We start from the raw sequence: 13,507 nt of genomic DNA, 5'->3' as shown, positions 1-13,507 counted from the left end.
CTGCGGTGACGCCGTTCGCAGTTCTGGAACCGCAATGACCAAAGTCGACTTTTATATCCTGCCCAGCGCCGATCCTTCGGCTCGCCTGGACTTTGCCTGCAAGCTCACCGAGAAAGCCTGGCGCATGGGCCACCGCATCTACCTGCATTGCAGCGATGCTGCCCAGCGTGACGACCTCGATGCGCGCCTGTGGGCGTTCAAGGGCGAAACCTTCGTACCTCACGGCCCTGCCGACAGTGAACCAGATGGTTTGATTGTGCTGGGGGTGGGCGCTGACTGCGGCGCGCACCAGGATCTGCTGGTCAACCTCGACCTGAAAGTCCCGGCCTTCGCCAGCCAGTTCGCCCGCGTGGCGGAAGTGGTGGTGGAAGACCCGACGATTCGCGCGGCGGCACGGGAGAGTTTCCGTTTCTACCGCGAACAGGGCTATCCTCTGCAAGATCACCGTTTACAGCGACTCTGAGTACGCCGATGGACACTCCAAAACCGCTGCAAAAGCCTGCTCACCTGCTGGACGATCTCGAATCGATCCGCCAGTTGCTCGGCGATGACAACCTGCAACCGCCACTGCTGACCGACACGGTCGATGAGGGCGAACAGGAACAGATTCCGATGCTGTTCGAGGCCGTCGACACTACGCCGCCCGCCATCGAACCGCCACCCGCGCCGGCCCCGGCACCTGCGGCACAACCGGCAGCTGCACCTGTGGATAAAGGCCCGGACGCTCTGCTGCATCTGGACAGCGAACTGCGCGCTGCCGCGCAATTGATCATGCAAGATGTGATCGACGACTTCGCGCCGCACATCGAAACCGAAATCAAACGCCGTCTGGATGCGCGGATGGAACGGCTGCTCAGTCAGTACGAATAACCCCGCGGATCCCTTTGTGGTGAGGGGATTTATCCCCTCACCACAAAGGTTCACCCCCCAACATTAGTGTCCGCCCGGCCTCCCCCCGCTCGCCCTCGGCCCCATGCCCCGCTATACTCGTCGGCTTTTCCTGAATTAATGCCAATAGGGTCCCGCCGCGCATGGATAAGACCTACCAGCCGCACGCCATTGAAACTTCCTGGTACAACACCTGGGAGTCCGAGAACTACTTCGCCCCGCAAGGCGCGGGCGACTCCTACACCATCATGATCCCGCCGCCGAACGTCACCGGCAGCCTGCACATGGGTCACGGTTTCAACAACGCGATCATGGACGCCCTGATCCGTTTCCGCCGCATGCAGGGTCGCAACACCCTGTGGCAGCCGGGCACCGACCACGCTGGTATCGCCACGCAGATGCTGGTGGAACGTCAACTGGAAGCCACCGGCCAGAACCGTCATGACCTGGGCCGCGAGAAATTCCTCGAGAAAGTCTGGGAGTGGAAAGATCAGTCCGGCGGCAACATCAGCCGTCAGATCCGCCGTCTCGGCTCGTCCGTCGACTGGAGCCGCGAGCGCTTCACCATGGACGACGGTCTCTCGGAAGCGGTCAAGGAAGCCTTCGTGCGCCTGCACGAAGACGGCCTGATCTACCGTGGCAAGCGTCTGGTCAACTGGGACACCAAACTGCACACGGCGATTTCCGACCTCGAAGTGGAGAACCACGACGAGAAAGGTTTCCTGTGGAACCTGAAATACCCACTGGCTGACGGCGCGAAAACTGCTGAAGGCAACGATTTCCTGATCGTCGCGACCACCCGTCCGGAAACCATGCTCGGCGACTCCGCCGTGGCCGTTAACCCGAACGATGAGCGCTACAAAGCCCTGATCGGCAAATTTGTCGAGCTGCCACTGGTTGGCCGCCGCATCCCGATCATCGCCGACGATTACTGCGATCCTGAATTCGGCACCGGCTGCGTGAAAATCACCCCGGCCCACGATTTCAACGACTACGAAGTCGGCAAGCGCCACAACCTGCCGCTGCTGAACATCTTCGACAAGAACGCCAACGTACTGCCGGCAGCCCAGGTGTTCAATCTCGACGGCACGCTGAACGACAGCATCGACGGCAAGATTCCGGCCGAGTACGCCGGTCTTGAGCGTTTCGAAGCGCGCAAGCAGATCGTTGCCGCGTTCGACGCCGCCGGCCTGTTGGTCAGCGTCAACGACCACGCCCTGAAAGTGCCGAAAGGCGACCGCTCCGGCACCATCATCGAGCCGTGGCTGACCGACCAGTGGTACGTGTCGACCAAACCGCTGGCCGAGCCTGCGATTGCTGCCGTTGAAGACGGTCGCATCCAGTTCGTGCCCAAGCAGTACGAAAACATGTACTTCTCGTGGATGCGCGACATCCAGGACTGGTGCATCAGCCGTCAGCTGTGGTGGGGCCACCGGATTCCGGCCTGGTACGACGAGTCGGGCAAAGTCTACGTCGGTCGCGACGAAGCCGAAGTGCGCGCCAAGCACAACCTCGGCCCGGACGTGGCGCTGCAACAGGACAACGACGTACTCGACACCTGGTTCAGTTCGGGCCTGTGGACGTTCTCCACCCTGGGCTGGCCTGAGCAGACCGAGTTCCTGAAGAAATTCCACTCCACCGACGTACTGGTGACGGGTTTCGACATCATTTTCTTCTGGGTTGCCCGGATGATCATGATGACCATGCACCTTATGAAGAACGAGGACGGCACGCCGCAGGTTCCGTTCAAGACCGTTTATGTACACGGTCTGGTGCGTGATGGTCAGGGCCAGAAAATGTCCAAGTCCAAGGGCAACGTCCTTGACCCGCTGGACATCATCGACGGTATCGAGCTGGAAGAACTGGTGCAAAAGCGCACCTCCGGCCTGATGCAGCCGAAACTGGCGAAGAAAATCGAGAAGCAGACCCGCGACGAGTTCGCCGACGGTATCGCCAGCTATGGCACCGACGCCCTGCGCTTCACCTTCTGCTCGCTGGCTTCGACCGGTCGTGACATCAAGTTCGACATGGGCCGCGTTGAAGGCTATCGCAACTTCTGCAACAAGATCTGGAACGCCGCGCGTTATGTTCTGGACAAGGGCGAAGATTGCGGCCAGAACGGCGAAGCCTACGAGCTGTCGCTGGCGGATCGCTGGATCATCTCGCAGCTGCAACGCACCGAAGCCGAAGTGACCCGTCAGCTGGATCAGTTCCGTTTCGACCTCGCTGCACAAGCGCTGTACGAGTTCATCTGGAACCAGTACTGCGACTGGTACCTGGAGCTGTCCAAGCCAGTGCTGTGGGACGAGAACGCGCCGGTCGAGCGTCAGCGCGGCACCCGCCGTACGCTGGTTCGCGTACTGGAAGTGGCATTGCGTCTGGCCCATCCGTTCATGCCGTTCATCACTGAAGAAATCTGGCAGCGCATCGCGCCGCTGGCCGGCGTTCAGGGCAAGACGATCATGCTGCAAGCGTGGCCAGTGGCCAACGAAGAGCGCATCGATCCGGCGGCCGAAGACGACATCGAATGGCTGAAGGAGCTGATGCTCGGCACGCGTAACATCCGTGGCGAAATGAACATCGGCCCGGGCAAGCCATTGCCGATCTACCTGAAGAACGTCAGCGCTGAAGACCAGCGCCGTCTGACCGAGAACGAAGCACTGCTGAAGAAGCTGGCGCGTCTGGAATCGATCACCGTTCTGCAGGCCGGCGAAGAAGCGCCGCTGTCCGCTACCGCACTGGTTGGCGAGATGGAAGTGCTGGTGCCGATGGCCGGTCTGATCGACAAGGGTGCCGAGCTCGCGCGTCTGGACAAGGAAATCCTGCGTCTGCAGGGCGAAGTCCAGCGGGTTGGCGGCAAGCTGTCGAACGCCGGTTTCGTTGACAAGGCCCCGGCCGAAGTCATCGAGAAAGAACGCGCCAAACTGGCCGAGGCAGAACAGGCCCTGGGCAAACTGGCCGAGCAACACGCGCGGATTGCCAGCCTGTAACGGCAAATCGCAATAAAAAAGGGAGGCCCTGGTGGCCTCCCTTTTTTATTCCTTCAGCCACCACAAACCCCATGTAGGAGTGAGCCTGCTCGCGATAGCGGTAGTCCAGATAACTCCGATAGTGACTGATACACCGCTATCGCGAGCAGGCTCACTCCTACAATTGGTCGGTGTTGCCTTGAGATGTGGGACAATACCCGCCACTTTCAGCCATACCCGAATCGATCACACCCATGAACGCCCCCCGCACACCCAAACCTGCGCGCAAGAAGCCCGACTCCGCGACCCCGGCCAAAGCCGTCGAGCCGCGTGAAAAGGCCAGCCTGCACCCGCGCAATCGCCACCAGGGTCGTTACGACTTCCCGGCACTGATCAAGACCACGCCGGAACTGGCGAAATTCGTGATCACCAACCCGTATGGCAAGGAAAGCATCGACTTCGCCAGTCCCGATGCAGTGCGCGTGTTCAACCGGGCGCTGCTCAAATCGTTTTATGGCATCCAGCATTGGGACATCCCGGCGGATTACCTCTGCCCACCGGTCCCGGGCCGTGCCGATTACGTGCACTTCCTCGCGGATTTGCTGGCGAGCATGAACGACGGCAAGGTCCCACGCGGCGCGATCGTCAACGTGCTGGACATCGGCATGGGCGCCAACTGCGTGTATCCGCTGATCGGCAACAGCGAATACCGCTGGCACTTCCTCGGCTCGGAGATCGATCCGACGGCCGTGGCTGCTGCCAGAGCCATCGTCCAGTCCAACGATCTGAACAAGGTTATCCAGCTGCGCCAGCAGGAAAACCGCAAGCACATCCTGATCGGATTGCTGGAACCGGGTGAGCGCTTTGACCTGACCATGTGCAATCCGCCGTTCCATGCCTCGATGGATGAAGCGACCAAGGGCAGCGAGCGTAAATGGCGCGCATTGGGCAAGGCCGACCCGAAGCGCAAGCTGCCGGTACTGAACTTCGGCGGCCAATCAGCCGAGCTGTGGTGTGAAGGTGGCGAAGCACGTTTCGTGACGCAACTGATCGCCGAGAGCGCGAACTTCCAGCACAAGGTGCTGTGGTTCAGCACACTGGTGTCGAAAGCCTCGAACCTGCCAGCCATCGAAACCGCGCTGAAGAAAGCCGGCGTGCTGGAAAGCCAGGTGGTGGAGATGTCGCAAGGACAGAAACAGAGCCGTTTCGTCGCCTGGACCTTCCAGACCAAGTCCGAGCAGCAGATCTGGCGTCGCGAGCGCTGGACGCGCTAACCCGAAGTTATTGACCGGCGCAGGTTCAAATTGTGGGAGCGGGCTTGCTCGCGAATGCGGTAGATCAGCCAACATTTTAGTTGACTGACACACCGCTTTCGCGAGCAAGCCCGCTCCCATATTGGCCCAGTGATTCAGTCAGCAAATCGCAGACACAAAAAAACCGTGCCCGGATCGCTCCGGTGCACGGTTTTTTTATCGCTGCGTCTTACTTGTTCACAGCGTCGGTCAGGCCTTTGGCCACAACCAGCTTGATCACTTTCTTGGCAGGGATTTCGATGGCAGCGCCAGTCGAAGGGTTACGGCCAGTGCGGGCAGGACGCTCGGTCACTTTCAGCTTGCCGATACCTGGCAAGGTGATTTCGCCGCCGTTTTCCAGCTGATCGGCAACGATTTGGCCCAGTTGGTCCAGAGCGTTACGCGCGGTGGTTTTCGGCGCGTCGATAGCTTCAGCGATGTCGGCGATCAGTTGGTCTTTAGTAAGAGCCATGTAGTGTTCCTTCCCTATCAAATTCATATGGATTGCAGAGTGCAGTGTCAGCCATCGAGCCCGATCTTCTGGATCTGGCACCCTCGGCGATAACCACGACGAGTCGGGTTATAGATACCGAAATCAGGGTTTGGTTCGACCTGACAAATGCTGATTGCACGCTTAACGCAGTGACTTCGCGTAAGACCGGGCAAAACTAGCACAGAGACGGGGAAATATCCGCCTCTAGCTACCCATTTGGTCAGCTTTATTGCTCTAAATCGGTAAAAAACTGCATAAGGGCCGCCACCCGCCCCGGATTTGCCCTTCACCCCGCGCCAAAACCAGTGGTTGCGGTACACTGGGCGCTTTTTCGGGGGAGCCTGCCCTCCTCCCTTCCAACAGCCGAGAAGCCCATGCCGATCCGTCATTGCATCGTCCACCTGATCGACAAAAAACCCGACGGCACGCCCGCAGTTCTGCACGCCCGTGACACAGAACTCGCTGAATCCGCGGCCATCGAGAACATGCTCGCCGACCTCAACGAGAGCTATAACGCCAAACAGGGCAAAGCCTGGGGTCTGTTCCATCCGGAATCCGGCGCATTCCCGTTCAGCGGCTGGCTGAAGGAATACATGGAGGGCGGCAAGGACTTCACCGCGTTCAGCAAAGTCGCGGTCGAGCATCTGCAGAAGCTGATGGAAGAATCGAACCTGTCGGTCGGCGGCCACGTGCTGTTCGCCCACTACCAGCAAGGCATGACCGATTATCTGGCGATCGCCCTGCTGCACCACAGCGAAGGCGTGGCGGTGACCGATGAGCTGGACGTGACCCCGTCGCGCCACCTCGACCTCGGTCAACTGCATCTGGCTGCGCGGATCAACGTGTCCGAGTGGCAGAACAACAAGCAGTCCAAGCAGTACATCTCGTTCATCAAGGGCAAGAACGGCAAGAAGGTCTCGGAATACTTCCGCGACTTCATCGGCTGCCAGGAAGGCGTCGACGGCCCGGGCGAGACGCGCACCCTGCTCAAGGCGTTCAGTGATTTCGTTGAAAGCGAAGACCTGCCGGAAGAGTCTGCCCGCGAGAAGACCAAGACCTTGGTCGATTACGCCAGCAGCCAGGCCAAGCTTGGCGAGCCGATGGGCCTGGAAGAACTGTCGGAGCTGATCGACGAGGAGCGCCCGAAAGCCTTCTACGACCACATCCGCAACAAGGATTACGGCCTGTCGCCGGAGATACCGGCGGACAAACGCACCCTCAACCAGTTCCGTCGCTTCACCGGCCGCGCCGAAGGCCTGTCCATCAGCTTTGAGGCACACTTGCTGGGCTCCAAGATCGAGTACGACGAAGAAGCCGGCACTCTGGTCATCAAGGGCCTGCCGACCTCGCTCACCGATCAGCTCAAGCGCCGCAACTGATGCTCGGCAATGTGCTGAAGAAAGTTGCGCTGGTTCTGCTGGTGGTCGTGGTCTATCAGAACTGGGGCAAGATCGAGCGGGTGTTCAACCCGTCGCAAATGGTCTCGGAGCAGACGCGGGCGCAGGCCCATGTTGTGCTCTATGCCACCGACTGGTGCGGCTACTGCAAGCAGACCAAACGCTTTCTCGACAGCAAGGGGATTGCGTTCAAGGAATTCGACATCGAGAAGGATGCCGAGGCGCGCAAGGCGTATGAGGCACTGGGCGGGCGCGGGATTCCGTTGATTGATGTGAATGGCACATTGATTCGCGGATTCAGCCCGGACGAGATCCTCGCTGCCCTGAAGTAACCCTGCTCCTCTGTGGTGAGGGGATTTATCCCCGATGGGGCGCGAAGCGCACCTGAAACCTGCAATATCCAACTGCCAGATGTTGCGACGGCTTCGCCGCCGATCGGGGATAAATCCCCTCACCACAAATGCCCCTCTCCCCATCAAGCAGAGGCTACTTGCTGATCAGCGAGCTTCGATACGAAAACCAAAGCGCGGGAAGTGCACATGCACCACGCCGCCCCGTTCGTCCTCGCGGCGAATGATCAGCTCCTCGCTACCGGCAAACAGCAACTCACCCACCACCGGATCAACTCCGTAGTCCGTCGCGGCAATTGATACCTGCTGACCCGCCTTGAAGCCGTTCGGGTCAACAAACTGCTCATTCGGCAAATCCGCCGGGGTCGCGTTGCGCGCCACCTCGAGGGCTTCCTCGGCAGTCATCGCGCTCGCCGCGCCATGACCAAAGCCCAGCACACGCCCCAGCCACGCCGTGACAGCCGGATACTCATCGACCAGCGGCGCAGTGACGTGCGTCGCCTTGAGGAACCACAGCGGATGCGCCAGGGCGAAGTCGGCAATCGACGGCTCACCGAACAGGAAGTCACCCTGCTCGCGCTGCAACTGCTGCTCCAGGCGCGCCATGATCGTTGGCCATTGATGCCTGGCCTGCTCGGCCGACAGCCGGGTGGCGCTGCCGCCGCTGAACAAACCGGCACGGTCGGCGAGGAACGCCTTGATCGCTTCCGGCGGCAACTTGCCAAAACGCACCGCGACCGATTCCGGCTGGAACACCAGACTGACCGCATGCTGGAACACCACCGAATCGGCCCACGCGGCGAAGCTGGCACTGGTCATTTCCTGACCTTCGGGGAAAAACGCCGGCAAGGCCTTTTCCTGCTCCAGACGACGGGCGATCAACGAGGTGTCGCAGTAGATGTCGGCACCGATTTGCAGCACCGGCGTTTTACGATAACCGCCAGTCAGCGCAGTCAGGTCCGGCTTGGGCATCACCGGCGAGATGTGCACCGAGCGCCAGGACAAACCTTTGAAACCCAGGAGCAGGCGGGCCTTTTCGGCAAATGGAGAGGTCGGGTAATGATGCAGAATCAACTCGGACATGCTCGGCTCCGCCGCACAGTTAGTGAGCCGGCAGCTTAGCGTGCATTGGCTTGGCAGCCTACAGATCTGCCTGATGGGAGCCGATCAATCAGATTGATAAGACGCGACCAGGCATTCCTTGGCACTTTTGCGCAGCTTCTTGATCAAGCGTTCCTGACGCAAGGCATCGCTCTTGTCACGGCAGCGCTCGGTGTAGACCAGCGCCATCGCCGGGCTGGACAGAAAGAAGCGTGCGCCCTTGCCGCTCTGATGCTTGGCGAAACGGCGCACCGGGTCGTCGCTGATCCCGCAATACAACGAGCCGTTGGCCGCGCGCACGAGATAGACGAACCAGGATTTGCTCACTGGCTCGGCAACATCGACAGATTTTTCGCTAAGGCTGGTCATTTCGGGATCAAGGTGTGCAGGAAACAGGTCGCGATCTTATCAGCGACTCGCCTGAAATGCCTTCAGTCCCTTCAGCGCCTGCGCACGCACGGCGTTGCGCACCAGCGGCGTCCAGCCCAACAGCAAGCCCTTGAAACCCAGGGCCTGACGCGACCAGCGCCACAGGTCGAAGTGGTCGTGGTGCTCGCAGATCTTGCCGTCACGGAAGACGAAACGCGCCTGGATATCGTTGATCACCACGTTGCCGGTCTGGCTGAACAGATACGTCGCCACCCAGTGCGCTCCGCCACTGCGCTCGTCGGCGCGGACATTGTCGAAGGTCAGGGAGAAATCCTTGGCCCGGGTGATCAGCATGCGCCACATGTCGCCGGCATCGCTCCCGCGCAACTCGCCGAACGCCGGATCGCTGAACACCACGTCATCGGTGTAGCAGGCGGCCATGGCTTCGGCGTCGAGACGCTGGAAGGCCTGATAGAAGCGGTTGATCAGGGCGGCGTGGGCTTCGCTCATGGGCAAACTCCAGGGAATGGACAGATTGCCAGCACGATAAGCTGCAAATCGAAGAAACACTATCGGCATTCGCATGCCGAATACCAGCAACAGGCCACAGAAAAACACAAATCCCTCTGTGGGAGCGGGCTTGCTCGCGAATGCGGTGTATCAGTCACCATCAATGTTGGCTGATACACCGCATTCGCGAGCAAGCCCGCACACATCTGAAAATCAGTGCATTCAGATTTTTTCGCTTTGTACTTGCACGTACAAAGCCCGGCCCGCACCAAGGCCGGCGATGATCGCGCCGGTGCCAATGATGCCGAAGATCCAGCCCACCGCGTTCCAGCCGCCGGTCCAGTCATGCACCACGCCGACCGCGAACGGGCCCATCGAGGCCAGGGTGTAACCGAAGCCCTGGGACATGCTCGACAGGTTCGCCGCAACATGCGAATCCCGTGAGCGCAGCACGATCAGGGTCAGCGCCAGACTGAACGTACCGCCCTGCCCCAGACCCAGAAGAATCGCCCAGCCCCACAGACCGTCGATCGGCGCATACAGGCAACCGAACAAACCACCGAGGGTCAGCGCCATCACCACCACGATCGCCAGGCGCTGATCCTTGCCACGGGTCGCCAGCCACGGCGCCGCGAGGGAACTGGCGAGCTGGATGATCACCGAACCGGAGAGCACCAGACCGGCCTGGGTCGGGGTCAGTCCGCGACCGATCAGGATCGACGGCAACCAGCCAAACACAATGTACGCCAGCGACGATTGCAGGCCCATGTACAAGGTTACCTGCCAGGCCAGCGGATCACGCAACAGCCCGCGCACCCGATAGGCAACGTTGTGCGCGCCGTGTCTCTGTCCGACTTGCGGCAACCAGAACACCGCAGCCACCAGTGCCGGAATCACCCAGAACCCCAGCCCCAGCGCCCAGCTGTTATCGAAGTGCTCGCTCAACGGCACGGTTGAACCCGCCGCCATCGCCGCGCCCAGGCACAGGGCCATGGTGTAGACGCCGGTCATGGTCCCGGCATGTTTGGCAAAGTCGCGTTTGACGATGCCCGGCAGCAGCACGCCGATAATGCCGATGCTCGCACCGCCCAGCACACTGCCGGCGAACAGGCCGATTTCACCGAAGTTGCTGCGCAAAATGATACCGCCGGCCAACGCCAACAGAATCCCCAGCACCACCCGCTCAGCGCCAAAACGCCGCGCGAGAATAGGCGCCAGCGGTGCGAACAAGCCGAGGCAGAGCACCGGCAATGTGGTCAGCAAACCGGCTTGAGCTGCCGACAAGCCAAGGCTTTTCGACACGTCGCTGAGCAGCGGCGCCATGCTCGACAGCGCCGGACGCAGGTTCAGTGCCACCAGAATCAGCCCCAACAGCAACAGCCACGGCCGGCGCACCAGCGGATGGCTTTGCTGCACTTGCTCGTCGTCAGCCTCGGCGTCGATCAGCAGCTCTTCAAGTTCCGCCGTACGTTTCGGGGTTGTGGATATCTCACTGCGGGACATGGATTTCTCGGCTTCAAGGTTCATTGATCAACTGCCTCGATATGGCTTTGGCCCGTTCCGGGTCGCGTTGTTCGACGGCATCGAGCAACTCGATGTGCAGGTCGAACACTTCCTGACGGCGCGGGACGATGTTCAGCGTCTGGCGCAATTGCGCGCCGACGATGCTGGAGAAATAGCGATACAGCTCGCTGAGGGTTGGATTGTGCGCGGCATCCACCAGTCGACGGTGGAACACCAGATCGCAAGCAATGTAGGTATCAAGATCGCCGTGGTAATGGCTGCCGCTGGTGCCGAGCGCTTCACGCAGCGCGGCCAGATCTTCATCGGTGCGACGCAATGCGGCCAGGCCGATCGCCTCGACTTCGAGGATATGCCGGGTCTCGCGCGCCTGTTCCAGTGAACAGCGGGACAACGCCTTGAGCGTGTCCATCGGATCGACCACTGCCCGCAAATAACTGCCGTCACCCTGGCGGATTTCGATCAACCCGGAAAACGCCAGCACGCGCATGGCTTCACGCACGGTGTTGCGGCTGATGCCGAGTTCGGCACACAACTCAGGCTCAGTCGGCAGACGCTCGCCGACCTGCCATACGCCATCGGTGATGCGTTGACGTAATTGATCCAGAGCCTGGTCGACCAGGGATCGCTTAATCAAAGGTGAAATGTCTGACATAGGATTCGCCCTTTCATCCAATCATAGGATGAATTTTCTGACATGGTAGTCAGCTGTGTGCAGGACGGCAACCACCTACGGTCAGGAGGAAGCTTCAGGAACCCTTTGCTCCCGATCTTTTTTTTCGGAGTGTCGAAGACGTTGGTCCTACTCGCCGAGTAGAAAAATCATTCAACTGCGAAGTGATTTCCCACATTGCAGAGGAATATTTGCCGACATCACTCACAGCCATCGGACTTCAGACTTTGGAAATTAATCCGCGGCGATTTCGTCCGTCATTTAGTTCAAAGGAAGAATGAAAAACTCATGGTAGAAATCAATTTCGGTATGCAGCACAGCCGCCCTTTTGCCTTGGAGAAAAACCGTCAACTGCTGGCCGTACGCAGCCACGCGGGAACAACTCTGGCGCACGCGCTTTGCTGCGAATCCGCCGACGCTGCACTGGAAGACTGCGAGCTAGTGCTGCATGTCGAGGACGCGGATGTACACGTCTACAAACTGCCTCGAAACTCGGACCCATCGCAACGCAAGGCCTTGCTTCGAGAGTTGCCGGACGTGCGTTTCGCGGGCAGCGTGCTGGTGGACCCGACTACTCAGGAGGCCGTGCTCTACACCGAGAATATCTTTTTGAAGTTTACCGATTCGCTGAAAGCGCCCGATTGCATGGCCATACTCCAAGAGCTGGGCCTGACCATAAAACAAGAGGTGCCTTACGCATCGAATGCTTTTTTCGTAGAGCATTCCGACGCCTGCGGCACCGACATTTTTACCCTCACCGGTGAATGGCTGAAACGCGACGAGATTCAGTACTGTCATCCGGAACTGCTGCGACAGGGGCAACGACGGGCGATCCATGCCAATCAATGGCACCTGAAGAAAACCACTGTGACCTATCAGGTCGAAATCGATGCCAGCGCCAATGTCGAAGCCGCGCATGAACTCGCACAGGGCGAGGGCGTCGTGATCGCCGTCATCGACGATGCGTTTGATATCGACCATCCCGAGTTCGCCGGAGACGGCAAAGTCGTCGGCGCACAGAACTTTGACCGACGTAACGCCAAACAGGGTCCACGGCCGAAAAATACCCTGGAACGTCATGGTACAGCCGCCGCCGGAGTGGCTTGCGCCAATGGCGAGGCCGGTGCCAGTGGTGTCGCGCCCAAGGCCAGCCTGATGCCGTTGAAACTAACCAAACCCCTGGGAGCACGTGCTGAGGCCGACGCTTTTTTCTGGGCCGCCGATCAGGGCGCCGACATCATTTCTTGCAGTTGGGGACCGGCGGAAGGTCATTGGGCCGACCCGGCTGACCCTCGTCACGCCCAGGTATTTCCCCTCGCCGCCAGCACTCGGCTGGCGATCGAGTACGCCGCCACCAAAGGCCGCAACGGCAAAGGCTGCGTCATCTTCTTTGGAGCAGGCAACGGTAACGAATGCGCCGATAACGATGGCTACTCCAGCCACCCCCATGTAATTGCCGTAGGTGCCTGCAACGACCAGAACCGGCGCAGCGCCTACAGCGATTTTGGCAAGGTGCTCTGGTGCTGCTTTCCCAGCGGCGATCAGCAACACCCTGATCCGAAGTTCAAACCTGCCACCTCGATCCCACAGACCCGTGGTATCCGCACCACGGATTTGAGCACAAGTTTCGCCGCCCAAACGTTGCCGGCCTACACCGAATCGTTCAGCGGCACCTCCAGCGCCTGCCCGGGCGCTGCGGGCGTCGCGGCGCTGGTACTTGGCGTCAACCCCGACCTCGATCGCCTGACCGTACGGCAGATACTCGCCGACTGCTGCGACAAGATCGGTCACGCCGACGACGGGCCGCTCGGTCAATACGATTCAAACGGCCACAGTCACTACTACGGACACGGGCGCCTCAATGCATTACGGGCCGTGCACATAGCGCTGGAGCTCAAAGGCAACGCGGGTTGATTCACGACCATGAAAAAAGCCCCGCCGGGC

General features: G+C 60.1%; 13 protein-coding genes. 7 read left to right on the top strand and 6 right to left on the bottom strand.

The features are described 5' to 3' along the window. The first annotated feature begins 34 nt into the window (after positions 1 to 34). The 4 genes from QMK55_RS18610 (at position 35) to rlmF (ending at position 5,131) form a co-directional block, all read left to right on the top strand. Entirely contained in the window at positions 35 to 463 is a 429-nt protein-coding gene (locus tag QMK55_RS18610) for a DNA polymerase III subunit chi (RefSeq protein WP_047292703.1), read from the top strand. A gap of 8 nt (positions 464 to 471) precedes the next feature. Beyond that, positions 472 to 870 (top strand): DNA polymerase III subunit chi, encoded by a 399-nt coding sequence (locus QMK55_RS18605; protein WP_102356434.1) that lies wholly within the window; start codon positions 472 to 474, stop codon positions 868 to 870. A gap of 161 nt (positions 871 to 1,031) precedes the next feature. Continuing rightward, positions 1,032 to 3,878, top strand: a complete 2,847-nt coding sequence (locus QMK55_RS18600) for a valine--tRNA ligase (RefSeq protein WP_320329717.1) — start codon at positions 1,032 to 1,034, stop codon at positions 3,876 to 3,878. 233 nt (positions 3,879 to 4,111) lie between these two features. Next, a complete protein-coding gene (gene rlmF / locus QMK55_RS18595) occupies positions 4,112 to 5,131 on the top strand; it encodes a 23S rRNA (adenine(1618)-N(6))-methyltransferase RlmF (RefSeq protein WP_102356432.1) in 1,020 nt (339 codons plus the stop codon). A gap of 208 nt (positions 5,132 to 5,339) precedes the next feature. Here the strand turns inward: rlmF and QMK55_RS18590 are convergent, their stop codons facing one another. Continuing rightward, on the bottom strand, positions 5,340 to 5,621 hold the full coding sequence (locus tag QMK55_RS18590; protein WP_003221909.1) for an HU family DNA-binding protein: 282 nt from the start codon (positions 5,619 to 5,621) through the stop codon (positions 5,340 to 5,342). A 395-nt stretch (positions 5,622 to 6,016) separates the two neighbouring features. Here QMK55_RS18590 and yejK point away from each other — a divergent pair, with 395 nt between their 5' ends. Both yejK and QMK55_RS18580 read left to right on the top strand, forming a co-directional pair. After that, positions 6,017 to 7,021 (top strand): nucleoid-associated protein YejK, encoded by a 1,005-nt coding sequence (gene yejK / locus QMK55_RS18585; RefSeq protein WP_007909053.1) that lies wholly within the window; start codon positions 6,017 to 6,019, stop codon positions 7,019 to 7,021. Further along, entirely contained in the window at positions 7,021 to 7,371 is a 351-nt protein-coding gene (locus QMK55_RS18580) for a glutaredoxin family protein (protein WP_102356431.1), read from the top strand. Before yejK ends, QMK55_RS18580 begins: the two co-directional genes overlap by 1 nt. Positions 7,372 to 7,536: 165 nt before the next feature. Here QMK55_RS18580 and QMK55_RS18575 read toward each other — a convergent pair whose 3' ends face one another. From QMK55_RS18575 to QMK55_RS18555, 5 genes are all read right to left on the bottom strand, one after another. Further along, entirely contained in the window at positions 7,537 to 8,472 is a 936-nt protein-coding gene (locus QMK55_RS18575; RefSeq protein WP_102356430.1) for a glutathione S-transferase family protein, read from the bottom strand. Positions 8,473 to 8,556: 84 nt separating this feature from the next. Beyond that, complete coding sequence (locus QMK55_RS18570) at positions 8,557 to 8,859, bottom strand: GIY-YIG nuclease family protein (RefSeq protein WP_102356429.1); 303 nt, start codon at positions 8,857 to 8,859, stop codon at positions 8,557 to 8,559. A gap of 39 nt (positions 8,860 to 8,898) precedes the next feature. Continuing rightward, on the bottom strand, positions 8,899 to 9,369 hold the full coding sequence (locus QMK55_RS18565) for a nuclear transport factor 2 family protein (protein ID WP_102356428.1): 471 nt from the start codon (positions 9,367 to 9,369) through the stop codon (positions 8,899 to 8,901). 222 nt (positions 9,370 to 9,591) lie between these two features. Further along, positions 9,592 to 10,896 (bottom strand): CynX/NimT family MFS transporter, encoded by a 1,305-nt coding sequence (locus tag QMK55_RS18560; protein ID WP_102356427.1) that lies wholly within the window; start codon positions 10,894 to 10,896, stop codon positions 9,592 to 9,594. Further along, positions 10,886 to 11,545: a FadR/GntR family transcriptional regulator gene (locus QMK55_RS18555; RefSeq protein ID WP_102356426.1), complete on the bottom strand. Its 660-nt coding sequence runs from the start codon at positions 11,543 to 11,545 to the stop codon at positions 10,886 to 10,888. The genes QMK55_RS18560 and QMK55_RS18555 overlap by 11 nt, the downstream gene beginning before the upstream one ends. 306 nt (positions 11,546 to 11,851) lie before the next feature. Between QMK55_RS18555 and QMK55_RS18550 the strand changes: the two genes are divergently transcribed. Next, the gene (locus QMK55_RS18550; protein WP_320329716.1) at positions 11,852 to 13,477 is read left to right on the top strand and encodes a S8 family peptidase; all 1,626 of its coding nucleotides are present in this window, start codon (positions 11,852 to 11,854) and stop codon (positions 13,475 to 13,477) included. Positions 13,478 to 13,507 lie beyond the last annotated feature (30 nt).

The sequence above is a fragment of the Pseudomonas sp. P8_229 genome, assembly GCF_034008635.1.
In the GTDB taxonomy this organism is placed as follows: Bacteria; Pseudomonadota; Gammaproteobacteria; order Pseudomonadales; family Pseudomonadaceae; genus Aquipseudomonas.
Note: the sequence above shows the minus strand (reverse complement) of the source record. Positions and strands in the feature narration are given on the sequence as shown.

Bases quoted from the DNA above. Each gene is read 5' to 3' on its own strand.
- QMK55_RS18610 (WP_047292703.1), top strand. From the start codon at position 35: ATGACCAAAGTCGACTTTTATATCCTGCCCAGCGCCGATCCTTCGGCT.
- QMK55_RS18605 (WP_102356434.1), top strand. From the start codon at position 472: ATGGACACTCCAAAACCGCTGCAAAAGCCTGCTCACCTGCTGGACGAT.
- QMK55_RS18600 (WP_320329717.1), top strand. From the start codon at position 1,032: ATGGATAAGACCTACCAGCCGCACGCCATTGAAACTTCCTGGTACAAC.
- rlmF (WP_102356432.1), top strand. From the start codon at position 4,112: ATGAACGCCCCCCGCACACCCAAACCTGCGCGCAAGAAGCCCGACTCC.
- QMK55_RS18590 (WP_003221909.1), bottom strand. From the start codon at position 5,621: ATGGCTCTTACTAAAGACCAACTGATCGCCGACATCGCTGAAGCTATC.
- yejK (WP_007909053.1), top strand. From the start codon at position 6,017: ATGCCGATCCGTCATTGCATCGTCCACCTGATCGACAAAAAACCCGAC.
- QMK55_RS18580 (WP_102356431.1), top strand. From the start codon at position 7,021: ATGCTCGGCAATGTGCTGAAGAAAGTTGCGCTGGTTCTGCTGGTGGTC.
- QMK55_RS18575 (WP_102356430.1), bottom strand. From the start codon at position 8,472: ATGTCCGAGTTGATTCTGCATCATTACCCGACCTCTCCATTTGCCGAA.
- QMK55_RS18570 (WP_102356429.1), bottom strand. From the start codon at position 8,859: ATGACCAGCCTTAGCGAAAAATCTGTCGATGTTGCCGAGCCAGTGAGC.
- QMK55_RS18565 (WP_102356428.1), bottom strand. From the start codon at position 9,369: ATGAGCGAAGCCCACGCCGCCCTGATCAACCGCTTCTATCAGGCCTTC.
- QMK55_RS18560 (WP_102356427.1), bottom strand. From the start codon at position 10,896: ATGAACCTTGAAGCCGAGAAATCCATGTCCCGCAGTGAGATATCCACA.
- QMK55_RS18555 (WP_102356426.1), bottom strand. From the start codon at position 11,545: ATGTCAGACATTTCACCTTTGATTAAGCGATCCCTGGTCGACCAGGCT.
- QMK55_RS18550 (WP_320329716.1), top strand. From the start codon at position 11,852: ATGGTAGAAATCAATTTCGGTATGCAGCACAGCCGCCCTTTTGCCTTG.